Annotated in this window: 5 protein-coding genes; 4 read left to right on the top strand and 1 reads right to left on the bottom strand. The window is 71.1% G+C overall.

Features of this window, described 5'->3' with window-relative positions:
• The first annotated feature begins 42 nt into the window (after positions 1–42).
• Genes OOB33_RS00325 through OOB33_RS00310 form a run of 4 tightly spaced genes read left to right on the top strand, consistent with a single transcriptional unit; the run spans position 43 to position 17508 of the window.
• Entirely contained in the window at positions 43–13716 is a 13674-nt protein-coding gene (locus tag OOB33_RS00325) for a non-ribosomal peptide synthetase (protein WP_271007207.1), read from the top strand.
• Entirely contained in the window at positions 13713–15047 is a 1335-nt protein-coding gene (locus tag OOB33_RS00320; RefSeq protein ID WP_271007206.1) for an MFS transporter, read from the top strand. Before OOB33_RS00325 ends, OOB33_RS00320 begins: the two co-directional genes overlap by 4 nt.
• Positions 15044–16792 carry an FAD-dependent monooxygenase gene (locus tag OOB33_RS00315; protein WP_271007205.1) on the top strand — a complete coding sequence of 583 codons (1749 nt, stop codon included), beginning with the start codon at positions 15044–15046 and terminating at the stop codon, positions 16790–16792. The genes OOB33_RS00320 and OOB33_RS00315 overlap by 4 nt, the downstream gene beginning before the upstream one ends.
• On the top strand, positions 16789–17508 hold the full coding sequence (locus OOB33_RS00310; RefSeq protein ID WP_271007204.1) for a 4'-phosphopantetheinyl transferase family protein: 720 nt from the start codon (positions 16789–16791) through the stop codon (positions 17506–17508). The genes OOB33_RS00315 and OOB33_RS00310 overlap by 4 nt, the downstream gene beginning before the upstream one ends.
• Here the strand turns inward: OOB33_RS00310 and OOB33_RS00305 are convergent.
• Positions 17480–17668 (bottom strand): hypothetical protein, encoded by a 189-nt coding sequence (locus OOB33_RS00305; RefSeq protein WP_271007203.1) that lies wholly within the window; start codon positions 17666–17668, stop codon positions 17480–17482. The genes OOB33_RS00310 and OOB33_RS00305 overlap by 29 nt on opposite strands.
• Positions 17669–17892: the final 224 nt, after the last annotated feature.

The following is a 17892-nucleotide window of genomic DNA, read 5'->3' as shown; positions in this document are numbered from 1 at the left end:
GCGTCGGGCCCGCAGGGGCCTTGGACGCTGGAGGACGGGGCAATGGACATCGAACACACACTGACGGCCAGACTGGCTGATTTCGCGGCTCGCGGCGCACGCTTCAGCGTCGTCGAGGGCAAGCTGCGCAGCCAGGGCGCGCAGGCGGTGCTCGACGCCGCCGAGCTCGCCTGGGTGCGCCAGCATCGCGACGCCTTGATCGCTCTGCTGACGCAGAACCAGGCGGCGACACGGCTGCAGGCACTGCCACGGCCGGCGCAGCTGCCGCTGTCGGCCGCGCAGCAGCGGCTCTGGTTCATGGACCAGCTCGATCCCGGTAGCCCCAGCTACAACATCCCGGCTGCCTTTCTCGTCGAAGGTGATCTTGATGTGGCGGCGCTGAGCGCGGCGATTGACGCGCTGGTTCAGCGTCACGACAGCCTGCGCACCGTCTTCATCGCGCCCAGCGAAGCGCAGCCGCAGGCCACGCAGCGGGTGCTCGAAGCCATGCCGGGCATTCTGCGTGTCGAGACGCTCGCAGGCAGCGGCCGCGAGGCCTGCCAGCGCCGCGCCGATCAGGAGGCGCGCGAGCCTTTCGATCTGTCCCAGGGGCCGCTGCTGCGCGTGCGCTATGCACAGCGCCCCGCAGGCGAGACCGGGCCGCAGCTGCTGAGCATCACCGTTCACCACATCATTGCCGACGGCTGGTCGATGGCGGTGCTGACCCGCGAGCTGGCCGAGGCCTATGCCGCCGCGCTGCAGGGCGGCAGCCCGGACTGGACGCCGCTGGCCTTGCAGGTGGCCGACCACGCTCTGTGGCAACAGCAACCGGCGCAGCAGCGCCAGCTGCAGGCGGCGCTGGGCTACTGGCAGCAGCGCCTGGCCGGCGCGCCGGCCCTGCTGGCCTTGCCGACCGACCGGCCGCGGCCGGCGGTGCAGGGCCAGGCCGGCGCGCACCACGGCTTCATCATTCCGCCGGGGCTGGCCGAGCGCTTGCGCACGCTGGCCCATGAGGAAGGGGCGACGCTGTTCATGGTGCTGCAGGCGGCGCTGGCGCTGCTGCTCGGGCGGCTGTCGGGGCAAACCGATGTCTGCGTCGGCACGCCGGTGGCCGGCCGCACCGAGGCGGCGCTGGAGGGCTTGATCGGCTGCTTCCTGAACAGCCTGGTGCTGCGCACCGACCTGTCCGAGCCGGGAAGCTTCCGCGAGCTGCTGCGCCAGGTGCGCGCCCAAACGCTGGCGGACTTCGACCATCAGGCGCTGCCCTTCGAGCGTCTGGTCGATGCGCTGAATCCCGAGCGCAGCAGCGCCTACAGCCCGCTCTACCAGGTGATGCTGGTGCTGCAGAACACGCCGCCGGTGCGCTGGGCACTCAGCGGTGCGCAGCTGCAGCCACTGGCCGGTGAATCGGGCGCGGCCAAGCTGGACCTGCGCCTCTCGGTCACCGAGATGCCCGAAGGCCTGTACTGTGGCATCGAATACCGCTGCGCCTTGTTCGATGCAGCCACGATTGCCGGCTGGGCCGCGGCCTGGCAGACGATGCTGGATGCGCTGTCCTTGAACCCCGATCTGCCCTGCCAGCGCCTGCCCAGCTGCTCGGCCGCCGAGGGCGCGCGGCGGCGCCGCTTCTGGGCCGAACAGATGCCCGGCATTGCCAGCGAGCCGCAGGACGCGCTGCGTCTGCTGGGGCTGCCGGCCCATGTGCTGGCGCTCTGGCAGCGCCCGCTGCAGCAGGCGCCACAGGCCTTGGCCGTTCAACAGCATGAGCGCCGCTACAGCCATGCCGAGCTGGCCGCACAGGCGATCTCTCTCGGGCGGCAGTTGCAGGCCTGCGGTCTGCAGCCGGGCCAGACGGTGGCCGTGCTCAGCGACGATCCGCTGCTGCAGCTGCGCAGCATGCTGGCCCTGATGTGGGCGGCGGCGCTGTTCATGCCGCTTGATCCCAAGCAGGCGCCGCGGCGTCTGCAATCGATGCTGGCCGCCGCCCGACCGACACTGCTGCTGCACGATGCTGATAGCGCAGCGCTGACTGCCGAGTTCAACGCCTCATGGGGAGACAGCGGCCCGCGCTGCATCGATGCCACCGGCTTCGCGTTCGACAACGCAGCGCTATCGCCAACCGATGCCGACTTCGCCGGCCCCTGGCAGGCGCTCGCGCCGGACGCGCCGGTCTATCTCTACTTCACCTCGGGCAGCAGCGGCGAGCCCAAGGGCGTGCTGGGGCGCTCGCAGGGCCTGGCCCATTTCATCGACTGGGAATGCCGCAGCCTGGCGCTGGATGCCGGCACGCGGGCCAGCCAGCTGACACCGGCCAGCTTCGACGTCTATCTGCGCGAGGTCTGGGCGCCGCTGGCGGCCGGCGGCAGCGTTCATCTGCCGCCGCCGGTGCGCACGCTGTCGCCGGAAGCGCTGTGCGACTGGCTGCAGGCGGCCGGCGTGACGCTGATGCATGCGGTGCCGACGCTGTGGCGCCATCTGATGGCGGCCGCGCTGAGTCCCGAGCGCCTGCCGGCCTTGCGCCAGCTGGTGCTGGCCGGCGAGCCGCTGCTGGGCGTCGATGTGCAGCGCTGGCGCACGCTGATGGGCGCCGCGGCTGAGCTGTTCAATCTCTACGGCCCGACCGAGACGACGCTGGCCAAGTGCGTCTACCAGCTGCCGACAGAAGCTAACCCCGAAAAAGGATGGCCGACGCAGCTGCCGGTCGGCCGGCCGCTGCCCGGCGCGCAGCTGCTGCTGCTGGACGAGGCCTTGCAGCCCTGCGCCGAGGGGCAGCAGGGCGAGGTTTATCTGCGCACGCCATATCGCAGCCTCGGCTATCTGGGCGCCGATGAACGCAATAGCGAGGTCTGGGTGCCCAATCCCTTGCGCCGCGACGCTGCCGATCTGCTCTACCGCAGCGGCGATCTGGGCCGCTGGACGGCCGCCGAGGGCCTGACCTTGCAGGGCCGGCGCGATGGCCAGATCAAGCTGCGCGGCGTGCGCATCGAGCTGGCCGAGGTCGAGCAGGCGCTGATGCAACTCGAGGGCGTTCAGGCGGCGGCCGCAGCGCTGCAGGGCGAGGATGCACAGCGCCGGCTGATTGGCTATCTGCGCCTGGCCGATGGCGCTGCCAGCGTCGATGAGGCCCAACAGCAGGCCTGGATGCAGGCCTTGCGCGAGCGTCTGCCCGAGGCCGCCTGCCCGGCCGAGCTGATGGTGTTGGAACAGTGGCCGTTGACCCGCAGCGGCAAGCTCGATCGCCGTGCACTGCCGGCGCCGCTGCCACAGGCCGAGGCCGAGCAGCCGCTGCAGACGGCCACCGAGCAGGGCCTGGCACGGCTCTGGCAGGCGCTGCTGGGCGGCGAGCCGCCGGGGGCGCTGGCGCATTTCTTCCGTCAGGGCGGCCATTCGCTGCTCGCCACCCGGCTGGTGGCCGGGGTGCGCGAGCAGTTCGGCCTGGCACTGCCGCTGCGTGCGGTGTTCGAGGCACCGCAGCTGCGCGCGCTGGCCGCCGCCATCGATGCGTTGCGTGAGCAGGCTGCCGAGGCCGCCCCGGCGCTGCAGGCGCTGCCCCGGCAGCCCGAGCAGCTGCAGCGTTTTGCGCTCAGCCCGGGCCAGGAGCGGCTGTGGTTCCTGCACCAGCTCGAAGGCGAGGCGGCGGCCAGCGCCGGGCTCTACAACACGCCGCAGGCACAGTGCTGGAGCGGCCCGCTGGACGCGAGGGCGCTGGCGCAGGCTTGGACGCAGCTGCAGCGGCGGCATGAGCTGCTGCGCGCCGACATCGAGCAGCAGGCCGATGGCGAGTTGCTGTTGCGCGTCCACCCCGAGCCGCTGGCTGTGCTGCAGTGGGCCGAAGCGGACAGCGAGGCGGCGCTGCAGGCGCTGGTCGATGCCTGCGTGGCCGAAGCTTTCGCGCTGGACCGTGCGCCGTTGGCGCGGCTGCGGGCGATACGCGGGCCGGCTCGAGTCCATGAGGGAGCGCCTAACGAAAAGGTGGCGCAGACGGTGCTGGTGCTGGTTCTGCATCACGCCATCACCGACGGCGTCGCGCTGGCCCTGCTGTTCGAGGAGCTGTTCAGCGCCTACCGTGCCGCCTGTGGTGAGGGCGTGGTACTGCCCGAGCTGGCCCTGCAATACGTCGACTACGCGCATTGGCAGCGCAGCGCGGCGGCACAGCAGCAGGCCCAGGCGCAGTGCAGCTTCTGGCAGCAGACGCTGGCCGGCCTGCCGGCGCTGCTGGAGCTGCCAAGCGACCGGCCGCGCGGCAGCCAGCTGAGTGCGTCGGCCGATCGCGTCGCCTTTGCGCTGCGGCCCGAGCTGCGCGCACCGCTGGCCGCGCTGTGCCAGGCGCAGGGCTGCACGCTGTTCATGCTCAGCGCGGCGCTGCTCAGCCTGCTGCTGGGGCGCAGCAGCGCGCAGCGCGATGTCTGCCTGGGCACGCCGGTGGCCAACCGCCAGCTGCCGGGCACCGAGCAGATGCAGGGCTTCTTTGTCAACACGCTGCCGCTGCGTCTGCAATGGCAGCCCGAGCTGGGTCTGGCCGACTATCTGCAGCAGGTGCGCGAGCGGGCGCTGCAGGCCTTTGCCCATCAGGACCTGCCCTTTGAGCAGATCGTCGAGGCGCTGCAGCTGCCGCGCAATACCGGCCACGAGCCACTGTTCCAGGTGCTGCTGCTGGTTGCCGAGGGCGGCCGGCCGCTGAGCTCGGCCGCCGGGCTGACACGTCAGAGCTGGCCGGTCGGCGGCCGCGGCGCCAAGTTCGACATCAGCGTCGGCTTGCAGGACGGCGAGCAGGGACTGGTCGGCGCCTTCGAGTACCGCAGCGATTTGTTTGATCGCGACACCATGGCCCGCCTGGCCCAGACCTTCTGCCGCTGGCTGGAGCTGGCGGCTCAGGCCAGCACGCTGCCGCTGGGCCAGTGGCCGCTGTGCACGGCGCTGGAGTTGCAGCGCGCCGCCCACGAATGGAACGCCACCGGCCACGCCGCGCGGCCGCTGGTCTGGATGCACCAGTGGCCGCAGCGGCAGCTGCCGGCCCATGCCGATGCGCCGGCCTTGGTTGTGGACGGTCAAATATGGAGTTATGCGCAGCTGGAGGCGCGCAGCAACCAGCTGGCGCGGGTGTTGCGGGCACGCGGTGCGGCGACCGAGCGGCGTATCGCCGTCTGTCTGCCGCGCACGGCTGAACTGATCCCGGTGTTGCTGGCGGTGTTGAAAGCCGGCGCCGCCTATGTGCCGCTGGATCCGGCCTATCCGGTCGGGCGGCTGCAGCACATGTTGGCCGACAGTGCCGCGCTGCTGTGCATCAGCACCGCCGAGACGGCGGCGCTGCTGGGCGCGGGCGAGACTGAGCAACTGCCGCTGGCCGCGCTGTGGGCGCTGGCCGATGCCGAGCTGGACACGCCCTTGCATGTGCCCATCGCCGCCGAGCAGCTGGCCTATCTGATCTACACCTCGGGTTCGACCGGCCGGCCCAAGGGCGTGGGCATCAGCCACGGCAATGCGGCCAGCTTCCTGGCCTGGACGGCCACCGTGTTTGAGCCGGCGGCGATGCGCGCCGTGCTGGCCGCCACCTCGGTCTGCTTTGACCTCTCGATCTTCGAGATCTTCGCGCCCTGGGTGCAGGGCGGTGCCTGCTGGCTGGCGCCCTCGGTGCTGGCGCTGGCCGAAGATCCCGCGGCCTACCCGGTCAGCCTGGTCAATACCGTGCCTTCGGCAATGACCGAGCTGCTGCGCCTGGGCGCGCTGCCGGCCACAGTTCAGGTCGTCAATCTGGCCGGCGAGATGCTGCCGCGTGCGCTGGTGCAGGCGTTGCACGACAGCGCGCCGCAGCTGCAGGTCTACAACCTCTACGGGCCGACCGAGGACACCACCTATTCGACCTGGGCGCTGATGCCGCGCGGGCAGGGCGGGCTCTGCGATATCGGCCGTCCGATGCTGGGCAGCCAGGCCTATGTGCTGGACGAGCAGGGCCAGCTCGTGCCGCCCGGCGTCGTTGGCGAGCTCTATCTGGCCGGCGACGGCCTGGCCCGCGGCTATCTGGGCCAGCCGGGGCTGACGGCCGAGCGCTTTGTGCCCAATCCCTGGTCGGCCGAGGGCGGGCGCATGTACCGCACCGGCGACCGCGCCCGCTACCGCCGCGACGGCGTGCTCGAATGCCTGGGTCGCATCGATCACCAGATCAAGCTGCGCGGCTTCCGCATCGAGCTGGGCGAGGTCGAGGCCGTGCTGGCCGAGCACCCGGCCGTCGAGCAGGTGCTGGCGGTGGTGCGCGCCGATGGTGCCGGCGATCAGGCGCTGTGCGCCTACTACAGCTGCAAGCCGGGTCAGGCCGACCCCGGCGCCGCCGTGCTACTGGCGGGGGCGGCACGAAAGCTGCCGGCCTATATGCTGCCCAGCCATCTGATCGCGCTGCAGGCCTTTGTGCTGACACCCAATGGCAAGCTGGATCGCAGCGCGCTGCCGGCGCCGGCCACGGCGTCTGAGGCCGAATCTGCCGAGGCGCTCGATGCTGAGGGCCCGCTGAGCGAGATCGAGGCGGCGCTGGCCGCGGCCTGGCAGCGGGTGCTGGGGCGTGCGCCGGCGCACAAGCGGCAGGACTTCTTTGCCGCCGGCGGCCACTCGCTGCTGGCCACGCGCCTGGTCGCGGCGCTGCGTGCCGATACCGGCCTGGAGCTGCCACTGCGGCGCATCTTCGAGGGATCGACCTTTGCCGATCTGGCCACAGCCTTGCAGGCGATGGCGGCTGCAGCCTCGGCGCAGCCCTCGCTGCCGGCGCCGCAGCGGCGTCCGGCGGACGCGCCGCGCCGCGCCTCGCCGGCGCAGCAGCGGCTGTGGTTTCTGCAGCATCTGGACGGCGATCGTTCGCCCTACCAGATCGCCACGGCGCTGCAGATCGAGGGCGCGCTGAACGCCGCCACGCTGCAGTCCGCGCTGGATGCGGTGGTGCAGCGCCATGAGGGCCTGCGCGCGGCCTTCGACACCGTGGACGGCGCCGTCGTGCTGCGCCTGCATGAGGCACCGGGCTGGCAGTGGCAAACGCTGGAGCTCGCGGCGCTGCCGCTGGCCGAGGCGCGGGCGCAGGCGCTCTGGCGGGTGCAGGCGACCGTGCAGCAGGGCATGGACATTGCTCGCGATCCGCTGTTCCAGGCGCTGCTGATCAAGCTGTCGCCCGCGCAGCATGTGCTCTTGCTGCGCATGCATCACATCGTCTCGGACGGTTGGTCGCTGGGCGTGCTGATGCGCGAGATGGGCGAGGCCTACGCGGCGCTGGCCGCTGGCCAGGTGCCGGACTGGGCGCCGCTGCCGCTGCAGTACGCCGACCATGCCCATGCCCAGCTGGACGCGATGGCCAGCGGCGCTCTGCAGGCGCAGCTGGACTACTGGACCGGGCGGCTGCGCGCTGCGCCGGCGCTGCTGGATCTGCCGCTGGATCATCCGCGCCCGGCGCGGCCCAGCTTCCAGGGTGCGCGCTTGCCCTTCAGCGTCGACGCCGCCACGCTGACTGGCCTGCAGGCCTTGGCGCAGCGCCAGGGCGCCAGCCTGTTCATGGTGCTGGCTGCCGCGCTGCACGTGCTGCTGGCACGGCTGTCGCGTCAGCATGACATCTGCCTGGGCCTGCCGATTGCCAACCGCCGCCATGCCGAGCTGGAAGGCCTGATTGGCTATTTTGCGAACACCCTGGTGCTGCGCACTGAATCGACACCGGCGCAGCCCTTCACCGAGCTGCTGGCCCAGGTGCGCGAGCGCCTGCTGCAGGCTTACGAACACCAGGATCTGCCCTTCGAGAGCCTGGTCGATGCGCTGGGCCTGTCGCGCGAGGCGGCGGTCAATCCGCTGTTCCAGGTGATGCTGGTGCTGCAGAACGCGGCCACCGAGGCCCCCCAGCTGCCGGGGCTGCGTGTCAGCCCGCTGGCCTTCGAACGGCTGGAATCGCAGTTCGACCTGACGGTGGCGGTGCAGGAGCAGGACGGCGCACTGCAGGGCGTGTTCGAGTTCAGCAGCGATGTGCTGGAAGCGCCGACGGTGCAGGCCTGGGTCGCGCTGTGGCAGCAACTGCTGGCCGCGATCAGCGCTGACGCCAGCCGGCCGCTGCTGGCGCTGCCGCTGGCGCCCGAGCCGCAACGTGTCGCGCTGTGGGCCGCCCGCCAGGGGCCGGCCTGGAGCGACGGCGGCTGCTGCCATGCGCTGCAGGCCTTCGAGACGCAGTGCCGCGCGCATCCGACGCGCGCGGCCGTCGTTGACGGCGGCGAGACGCTCAGCTTCAGCGCGCTCGACGCCTGGTCGACCCGCTGGGCCCAGCAGCTGCAGGCGGCCGGTGTGGCGCCTGAGCAGCGGGTGGCGATCTGCATGGACCGCAGCTGGCGCATGATTGGCGCGCTGCTGGCGGTCTGGAAGGCCGGCGCTGCCTATGTGCCGCTGGATCCCGCTTACCCGGCCGCGCGCCGTCAGGCCATGCTTGACGATGCGCAGGTGGTGCTGCTGCTCAGCGATGTCCGCCATCGCGAGGCGATGCAGGCGCATGGCCTGCCGCTGCATTGCGTGGACGAGAACCTGCCGGCAGACCTTGCGCCCTTGGTGCAGCCGCCTCGCCATGCGCTGCAGGCGGCCTATGTGATCTACACCTCCGGTTCGACCGGCCGGCCCAAGGGCGTGGTCGGCACACATGGCGCGCTGATGCGCCTGGCCCAGGTTCATGCCGAGACGCTGCTGCGACCGCTGGGCCCGGGCCCGCATGCGTGCAGCTTCAACGCTGCGCTGGTGTTTGACGCCTCGCTGTCCGAGCTGAGCCTGTTGCTGGACGGCCAGACCCTGCACGTCTTCCCCGACGAAGTACGGCTCAGCCCCGAGCTGCTGCGCGCCTTCCTGGTTCGCCACCAGATCGCCGTGTTCGACAGCTCGCCGGCGCAGCTGCGCTATCTGCTCGACGCCGGGCTGGACGCGCCCTGGCCGGCGCGCATCGTCTGCGGTGGCGAGGCGATCTCGCGCGATCTGTGGGCGCGGCTGGGTGGCCTGGCTGGCACCCGGGTCTTCAATGCCTATGGCCCGACCGAGGCCTGCGTCGATGTGGTGTGGGCGCCGGTCGAGGGCGAGCGGCCCGTGATCGGCCGGCCGCAGCCGGGCGTGCGCTTTGCCATCGTCGATGCGGCGGGTGAGCCGGTCGCCGAGGGCCAGCCGGGCGAGCTTGTCCTCGCTGGCGTGGCGCTGGCGCGCGGCTATCTGGGCGCCGCAGCGGCCACCGCCGAGCGCTTTGTGCCCGACCCCGACGGCCCGCCGGGCAGCCGCCGTTATGCCACCGGCGATCTGGTGCGCTGGCGCGAGCCGCAGGGGCTGGAGTATCTGGGCCGGATTGATCAGCAGGTCAAGCTGCGCGGCTTCCGCATCGAGCTGGAGGAGATCGAGGCGCAGCTGGCGCAGCTGCCTGGCGTGCAGGCGGCGGCGGTGCGCCTGCAGTCGAGCGAGCAGGGACCGCAGCTGGCCGCCCATCTGCAGCCGCAGCGCTGGATCGGCGTGCCGCCGCGTGGTGCGCTGGGGCTGGGTGGCCCGCTGGCGGGCGTGGACCGGCTGGACGAGGGCTGGACCGGCGCCTGGCCACTGCAGGCGAACACGGCGGCGCAAGCCTGGCCGCTGGGCCTGCTGCGCCACCGCTCGCCGCTGCGCCTTCCGCTGGCCGATGGGGGCGAGGCCCGCGTCACCAGCCTGGCCCTGCATCCGCAGTGGCGGCGCTGCTTTGATGCCCTGCATGCCGAGGCCTGGCCGGCCTACTTCGCCGGCTCCGCCGTGCTGGGCGAGGACTGGGACGCGATGTACCAGACCTTCCCGCAGGCGCAGATGCTGCTGCGCGAGGGCCGCGACACGCTGCTGGGCATCGGCAATGCGGTGCTGCTGCACTGGGATGGCGATGCGGGCTCGCTGCCGGCCGGCTGGGAGGGTGCGCTGCGCGAAGGCCTGGCTGGCGCCGAACGCGGTCAAAACCCTAACGCCTTGGTCGTGCTGGCTGGGGTGATCGATCCGCAGCACAAATCGCGCAAGCTGGCCGGGCTGATCGTTGACGGTTTCAAGCGTCTGGCCGCGCAACTGGGGCTGGCGCATGTGCTGGTCGCGTTGCGGCCGCTGGACAAGGTCGCCCATCCGCAGATGGCGATTGCCGACTATGCCCAGCTGCGCGATGAACAGGGTCGCGTCTTTGACCGCTGGTTGCGCCTGCATCTGAACGCCGGCGGCCAGCTGCTGGGCAGTGAGGCGCGCTCGCAGCGGGTCGAGGCGCCCTTGACCGACTGGGCGCGCTGGTGCGGCATGTCGCCGGCCGAGGCCGGCAGCTGGACACCGGGCGACACGCTGGCGCCGGTGCAGCTCGACCCGCAGCGGCAAGTGGGCGTTTATGAGGACCCCTGCATCTGGGTCCGCCATGAGCCGCTGGACATGGGCGCAAGGCGCGACGATCCCTGGCAGGCTTGGCCGAGCCCGGTTGCGCTGGCGGTGCAGCAGCTCTGGGTGGTCGAGCACGAGGCCTGGCCGGACGGCGATCTCCAGGCGCTGCAGGCGCTGGCCGATGCCGAGCCGCAGGCCGGCTGGCCGCAGCCGCTGGCTGCCTTGCGCGAGCGCCTGAGCCGGCAGCTGCCGGCCTATATGGTGCCGGCTTGCTGGGCCTGGGCGGCACGGCTGCCGCTGACGCCCGGCGGCAAGCTCGACCGCCAGGCCCTGCCGGTGCTCAGCGCGCAAGCGCTGGGTGAACGTGGCGATGTGGCGCCGGCCCATCCCAAGGAGGCGGCGCTGTGCCGGGTCTGGGAAGAGGTGCTGGGCGTGCGCCCGGTGGGCCCGGAAGACAATTTCTTTTCGCTCGGCGGCGATTCCATCCAGTCCATCCGCATGCTGGCGCGCGCCAAGGACATCGGCCTGGTCTTTTCGGCCCGCCAGGTCTTCGAGCACCAGACGGTGCGTGCCTTGCTGTCGCAATGGCGCGAGCTGCGGCGTGACAGCGCCGAGCAGGGGGCGGTGAGCGGGCCGCTGGAGCTGCTGCCCATCCAGCGCCAGTTCCTGCGCGCGGGCGGCGGCGATCTGCATCACTTCAACCAGGCGGTGCTGCTCGTGCCGCCGGCCGCGCTTGGCCTGGAGGCGCTGCGTGCGATGGCGGCGGCGCTGGTGCAGCGCCATGATGCGCTGCGCCTGGTCTTCAATCAGCATGACGGCCAGTGGCAGGCCGAGCATCGGCCCTGGGACGCGGCGCAGCTCGATCAGCTGGTCGGCGAGTGGCAGCTGCCCGACCGCGAGGCGCCGGGCGCCGCCGCGGCACTGCAGGCGCAGCTCGATCAGGCGCAGGCCAGCCTCGATCTGACCGAGGGGCCGCTGTGGCGTTGGCTGCTGTGCAGTGACGCGCGCGGCGCCTGGCGGCTGCTGTGGGTGGTGCACCACCTGCTGGTCGACGGCGTGTCCTGGCGCATCTTGATGAAGGACCTGCAGCTGCTCTGGTCGCAATGGCAGGACGGCGGCGCGGCGGCGTTGCGCCTGCCGCCCAAGACCGATGCGCTGCAGCACTGGGGCCTGGCGCTGCGTCAGCGCGCCGACAGCCTGGAATTGACCACCGAGCGCGCCGGCTGGCAGTGGATCAGCCAGGCGCCCGTCGACCCCTGGCCCATCGTGATGGCGCCCGCGCTCGACACCGTGGCCCAGACCCGCAGCCTGCGGCTGCGCCTCGACGAGGCCAGCACCCAGGCCTTGCTGGGGCCCTGCCATCAGGCACTGGAGACGCAGATCAACGACCTGCTGCTGGCGGCGCTGGCCTGGGCGCTGCGGCGCTGGGCCGGCATCCGCCATGGCCGTATCGAACTCGAAGGCCATGGCCGCGAGCCCTGGAGCGAGGAGATGGATCTGAGCGAGACGGTTGGCTGGTTCACCAGCGTGTTCCCGCTGCTGCTCAGCACGCCGGCCGACGACGGTGATTGGGCCGGGCTGATCCGCGGCGTCAAGCAGCGGCTGCGCGCTGTGCCGCGCCGCGGTCTGGGCCACGGCCTGCTGCGTGAGCTGGCCACCGCGCCGCTGGCCGCCGGCGAGCCGGCGCCGCTGCTGTTCAACTACCTGGGTCAGTTTGGCGAGGCGGCAAGTGACGAGGGCGATCCGGGTCAGCAGGCCTGGCAACCGGCACCCGAGTCGCCCGGTGCGCTGATGGGCGCAGCAATTCGCCGCACCCATGCCATGGTGCTCAATGGCGGGGTCTACCAGGGCCGGCTGCAGTTCACGCTGGACTTCAACGGCGAGGCCCAGGATGGCGGGCAGATGCAGGCCTTCATGGACGCATTGCAGCTGGGGCTGGAACAGATCGCCCAGGCCTGCCTGGCCATGGCGCCGCCTCGCTGGCCCGACCCGCAAGGCGCGCAGCGCGAACTGCTGCACGGGCCGGTGGCCGACATGCCCAACCGCGGCTGGTTCTTCCGGCGCCTCGATCTGCATCACTGGAACGTGGTGGATCTGCTGAACCTGGATGCCGAGCTGGCGCCGGCGCTGCTGGCGCGGGCAAGCGAGCTGCTGCTGACCCATCACGACGAACTGCGCAGCGTCTGGGCCCATCGCGACGGGCGCTGGCAGCAATGGGTCAGGCTGCCGGAGGAAATGCCGCCGAGCTTCTTCTCGGTCGATCTGTCGGCGTTGCCGGCGGCCGAACAGCGCGTAGCGGTCGAGGCTCTGTGCGCCGAGCTGCAGGCCAGCCTGGACATCGAGCATGCGCTGTTCAAGCTCGTGCATCTGCGCCTGGCCGACCAGTCGGCCCGGCTGCTGCTGCTCTATCACCACCTGTTGGTCGACAAGTACGCCTGCACGGTGGTGCTCGACGATCTGCGCGCGCTGTGCGAGGCGCTGCAGGCCGGCCGTGCAACGCAGCTGCCGGCCAAGACGGGCTCGATGGTCAGCCTGGCTCAGCTCTGGCAGCGCCGCGCGGCCCAACTGGGTGAACCGGATGTCGAGGGCTGGCGCCGCATCACGGCCGCCCGCTTCCGGCCCTGGCCCGAAGAAGCGGGCGAGCGGCCGGCATCGCCGCTGCCGGGCGCCGGCTTGCCTGGCTTCTCGCTGGTCCGCTGGACGGCGGCGCAAACGCGGCGCCTGCTGGAGCGCAGCCAGCGCAGCGGCGCACCGGCGCTGAACGATTGGCTGCACGCGGCCATTACCGAGGCCTACGGTCGCTGGACCGGTTCGCCGGCGGTGCAGATCATTCAGGTGCACAACGGTCGCAGCCATCTGCCCGAAGACCTGGATTTGACCCGCACGGTCGGCTGGTGCGGCCATTACGCGGTGCTGGCACTGGATCTCAACGGTGCTGACAGCGTCGAGGAGCGGCTGGAGCGGGCGCGCCAGGCGCAGGCCGCGCTGCAGGGCCATGAGGCCGACTACAGCCTGCTGCGCGATGCCCATGCCGACCCAGCGGTACGCGCCGCGATGGCGGCCTTGCCCGATCCGCAGCTCGAGTTCCAGTACCACCCGCCCTCGATGCAGCAGCTTGGCGCGGCCAGCGATGCACAAGCCTGGAGCAAGGCGCTGGAGGCGGCCGGCAGCACCGACGGGCCGATCCGCGCGCGCTTCCGGCCCTTCTCGGCCTGCTCGATTGACGAGGGCGTGCTGACCTTTGTCTGGGCCTACTGCCGCACGCAGTTCGACCCACGCAGCTTCGAGCGCTTCACGCACAGCGTCACCCAGATCCTCGATGAGTGGCTGGACGCCACCGCCCTCGAGGCACCGAACCCCGCCCATGTGTTGAACCCACAGTCATGAATCAGAACTCACAACATTCCGAAGACGCCTTGCTGCCGGCGCTGCGCCGTGATCCGCTGCTGCGCCGCCTGCTCGGTGGCCAGCTGCTGTCCCATCTGGGCGCGCAATGCTCACAGGTCGCGCTGCCCTGGCTGGTGCTGGCGCTGAGCGCCGATCCGCTGGCGGTGGGCACGGTGCTGGCGGCCATGCTGGTGCCGCGCTCGTTGCTGATCCTGCTCGGCGGCGTGGCGGTCGACCGCTGGGGCGCCCGGTCGGTGCTGCTGGCTGCGCAACTGGCCAATGCGCTGTTGCTGGGGCTTTTGTCTGCGGCGGTGTTTGCTCAAGCGCTGCAGATGAGTGGCGTGCTGGTGCTGGCGCTTGCATTGGGAACGGCCACCGCATTCAGCAGCCCGGCGGCAGCGGCCCTGGTGCCGCAGGTGATACGGCCGGAGCGACAGCGGGTGGCCAACCGTGCCATGGTCGGCATGTCGCAGCTGGCCCTGTTCGCCGGGCCGCCGCTGGCCGGCGGTTTGATCGTCTTGTTGGGCGCTGGGCCGCAGGCTGGGCAATCGCAGCTGGGTCTGGCCTGGGCCTTTGGCCTGGATGCCCTGGGCTTTCTGGCCTCGACGCTGAGCGTGCTGGGCCTGCCGGCCTTGCGTCCAGCCGCTGCAGCCGAGAGCACCGAGGCCGCCGAACGGCCGGCACGACCGAACGTGCGCCAATCGCTGCTGGAGGGTTTTCGCGCGGTGCGCGCCGATCGGCAGCTGCTGACCAGCTTCGCCTACGGCGCCTTGGTGGCCCTGTGCGCCGCCGGGCCCATGCAGGTGGCGCTGCCGGTGCTGGCCGAGCAGCTGGGCCGCAGCTGGGGCGCTGGCGCCTACGGCCTGCTGCTGGGCGCATTCGGTGGTGGCTGTGTCGGCGGCACGCTGCTCGCCGGCTGGCGGCCGGACTGGCGCGCCGGCACCGTCGGCAACACCATGCTGCTGTTCGACGCCATCATCGCCTTGATGTTCCTGCTGCTGTCTCAGCTGCAGCAGCTGTGGCTGATGGCCTTGCTGCTGGCCTTGTCCGGCCTGCTGTTCGGCTTCCTGCAGAACATGGTCTACCACTGGACCCAGCAGCGGGTGCCGCCGGCCCTGCTGGGTCGGGCGATGAGCCTGTTCATGCTGATGATGTTGTCGATTGCGCCGCTGTCCATGCTCGGCTTTGGGGCGCTGCTGCGCTGGTGCTCGCCCAGCCAGGTGTTTGCCGCCAGCGGCGCTGGCGTGTTGCTGGTCGTGGCCGGCGCCTACTGGCATGGCCTGATGCCGCAGCTGCGTGACCGCAGCACGCTGGCCGGGGAGGCGGCATGAAGCGCCGTGATGATCTTGAGGTGCTGATCGTCGGCGCCGGGCCCACGGGGCTTTCAATGGCGCAGTTGCTGGCCCGCCAGGGCATCCGGGTGCGGGCGATCAGCCGCCACCGCGGCACGGCGCACACGCCGCGCGGCCACATCACCAATGCGCGGACGATGGAGGTGTTGCGCGATATGGGCCTGGAGTCGCGTGCCCGTGAGCTGGCCATGCCGCAGGCCCTGATGCGCCACAGCCAGTGGGCCACGCAGCTGGCCGATGGTGAGGTGCTGGCCTCGCTGGACAGCTGGGGCGCCGGCCCTGAGCGCCTGCCCGAGTACCAGCGTGCCAGCCCCTGCGCGCCCTGCAATCTGCACCAGCACCGGCTGGAGCCACTGCTGCTCGATGCCGCACAGGGGGCTGGTGCCAGGGTCGACTTCGAGCAGGAGTTCCTGTCACTGAGCCAGGACGAGGAGGGTGTGCGCGCCGAGCTGCGCGATCTGCGCAGCGGCGAGGTCTACGAGCTGCGTGCCCGCTATCTGGTGGCCGCCGACGGCGCCAACAGCCGGGTGGCGACGCAGCTGGGCGTCAGCATGGACGACGAGCTGGTGCTGGGCACGGCGATCAGCTGCTGGATCGAGGCCGACCTGAGCCCCTGGGTGGCAGACCGCCCCGGCGCGCTGTACTGGCTGTCGGCGCTGCATGCCGAGCGAGGCGTGCAATGTGCGACCTTGGTCAATGTCGAGCCCTGGCATCAATGGATGATGGCCTTTGGCGTGCCGCCCGATCAGATCGAGGCCGAGCTGCAACCTGCCGCACTTCTGGCGCGGGCGCGGGCGGTGATCGGCGATGCCAGCGTGCCCATTGCGATCCGCGATGTCAGCCGCTGGACGGTGCGCCGGGCGGTGGCCAGCCGGATGCGCGTCGGCCGTGTCTTCCTGGCCGGTGACGCCGCCCATCGCCATCCGCCGACCAATGGCCTGGGCACCAACACCAGCATCCAGGACAGCTTCAACCTGGCCTGGAAGCTGGCCCTGGTGCTGCGCGGGCAGGCCGCAGACAGCCTGCTCGACAGCTACGAGGCCGAGCGGCTGCCGGTGGCGCGCGCCGTCGTTCACCGCGCCATGGAGTCCTCCTTCGAGATGCACGCGATGTTTGAGGCCATCGGCCTCTACCCCGGCCTGCCCAGCGAGGCGGCGGCAACGACGCTGGCCGGGCTGAAGGCTTCCAGCCCCGAGGGAGAGGCCCGGCGCGCGCGGCTGCAGCAGGCGCTGGCGCTGCAGAACTACCAGCTCAATGCGCTGGGCATCGAGATGGGTCAGTGGTACGAGCAGGGCGCCGTTGTCGGCGCCGGGCCGCGTCCCGCTGGCGATGCCGATCCCATCCTGCACTACCAGCCGCATGCAGTGGCCGGCGCGCCGCTGCCGCATGCCTGGCTGCAGCGGGGCGGCCAGCGCTGCTCGACGCTGGATCTGGTCGGCCATGGCCGTTGGGTGCTGCTGTGCGGCGCCGAGGCGGGGCCGTGGCGGCAGGCTGCGCAGCGGCTGTTCGAGGATCGCGGCCTGGGCCTGACGGTGATCTCGATCGGGCCCGACGCGGAGGTTCAGGATGTGGAGGGCAATTGGCTCACGCTCGCGCAGGCCGGGCCGTCGACCGCCTGGCTGGTCCGGCCCGATCGCCACATCGCTTGGCGCAGCGACAGTGCCGAGCAGGCGTTCGAGCAGCTGGATCAGGTGATGAACCAGTTGCTCGGGCCGCAGCCATGAGCCTCTGGCCGGGGTTGGCGACCTGCCAGGTCTGGCAGTTCAGCCTCGATGACGAAGCCTGGGACCAGGGCAATGGCTGGTTGAGTGCCGAGGAGTGGCAGGGCTTTGAGCGGCTGAAAGTGCTTGAGCATCAGCGCCGCAGCCGCCGTGCTCGCATTGCCCTGCGCGGCTTGCTGGGCCTGGCTTGGGGTCTGGCGCCTCAGCGCCTGCTGTTGCAGCGAGGGCCGTTTGGCAAGCCCTGGGTTCACGGTGTGCCGGGCCATTTCAACCTGAGCCACAGCGGCGGCCTGGCTTGGCTGGCGCTGGGGCCCGAGCCGGTGGGCCTGGACGGCGAGAGCGAGGCCTTGCTGGGCGACGATCTTGCCGGTTTGATGGACATCGTCTGCCATGCCGAGGAGCACCAGGCGGCGCCGCTGGACCTGGCGCAGCGCCGACGCTGGTTCTGCCGCCTGTGGACGCAGAAGGAGGCCTACTGCAAGGCGCTGGGCCTGGGCTTCCAGATCAATCCCTTGCAGCTGTGTGTCAAGGCCGACGAAGGGTGCGATGCCGTTCGTGATGAACGGCCGGGCGGGGCCGTGGCGCACCGGCTCTGCAGCCTGCCAGCGCCTGCCGGTCATGCGCTGAGCCTGTGCGTGCTCGGGCGTACCCTCACCGGACGTGTGCAGCCGACCGATGCCAAACAGACCCTCAGTGCTCTGGCCGCGGCCAGGCTTTGAAGCGTTCGCCGGGCGCCGAGCCGGCTTGTAGCTCGCGCCATGCCTGCATCAGCTCGCGCATGCGCAGCAGCTTCAGCCCTTCGACCTCGAGTGCCTTGGGTAGGCGCGGGTCCAGATGCAAGCGGGTGTCAGCCACCCGTGCCGCCCAATCTGGCGCCAAGGCGGGCAGTTCCAGTGGGAATGGCGAACCTCGCATCGGCACCTCCGATGGAAATCGCGACGGACTGCCTGGGCGCTCTGCGGAACCTGACTGCTTCTTTGAGCGATCCCCTCCTTGCCAAAACCACACGGTCTCGCATTTGCACGGGCCCGTCCGTCTCGACTTCGGCGAACGCCACGCACATTTCATGCTGCCGGCGGTAAGCGTCGTGCAAGGCAATTGCG

Source organism: Paucibacter sp. B51 (assembly GCF_027863535.1).
GTDB classification, from domain to species: domain Bacteria; phylum Pseudomonadota; class Gammaproteobacteria; order Burkholderiales; family Burkholderiaceae_C; genus Paucibacter_A; species Paucibacter_A aquatilis.
Note: the sequence above shows the minus strand (reverse complement) of the source record. Positions and strands in the feature narration are given on the sequence as shown.

Coding starts and splice junctions, on each gene's coding strand:
- OOB33_RS00320 (WP_271007206.1), top strand. CDS start 13,713: ATGAATCAGAACTCACAACATTCCGAAGACGCCTTGCTGCCGGCGCTG.
- OOB33_RS00315 (WP_271007205.1), top strand. CDS start 15,044: ATGAAGCGCCGTGATGATCTTGAGGTGCTGATCGTCGGCGCCGGGCCC.
- OOB33_RS00325 (WP_271007207.1), top strand. CDS start 43: ATGGACATCGAACACACACTGACGGCCAGACTGGCTGATTTCGCGGCT.
- OOB33_RS00310 (WP_271007204.1), top strand. CDS start 16,789: ATGAGCCTCTGGCCGGGGTTGGCGACCTGCCAGGTCTGGCAGTTCAGC.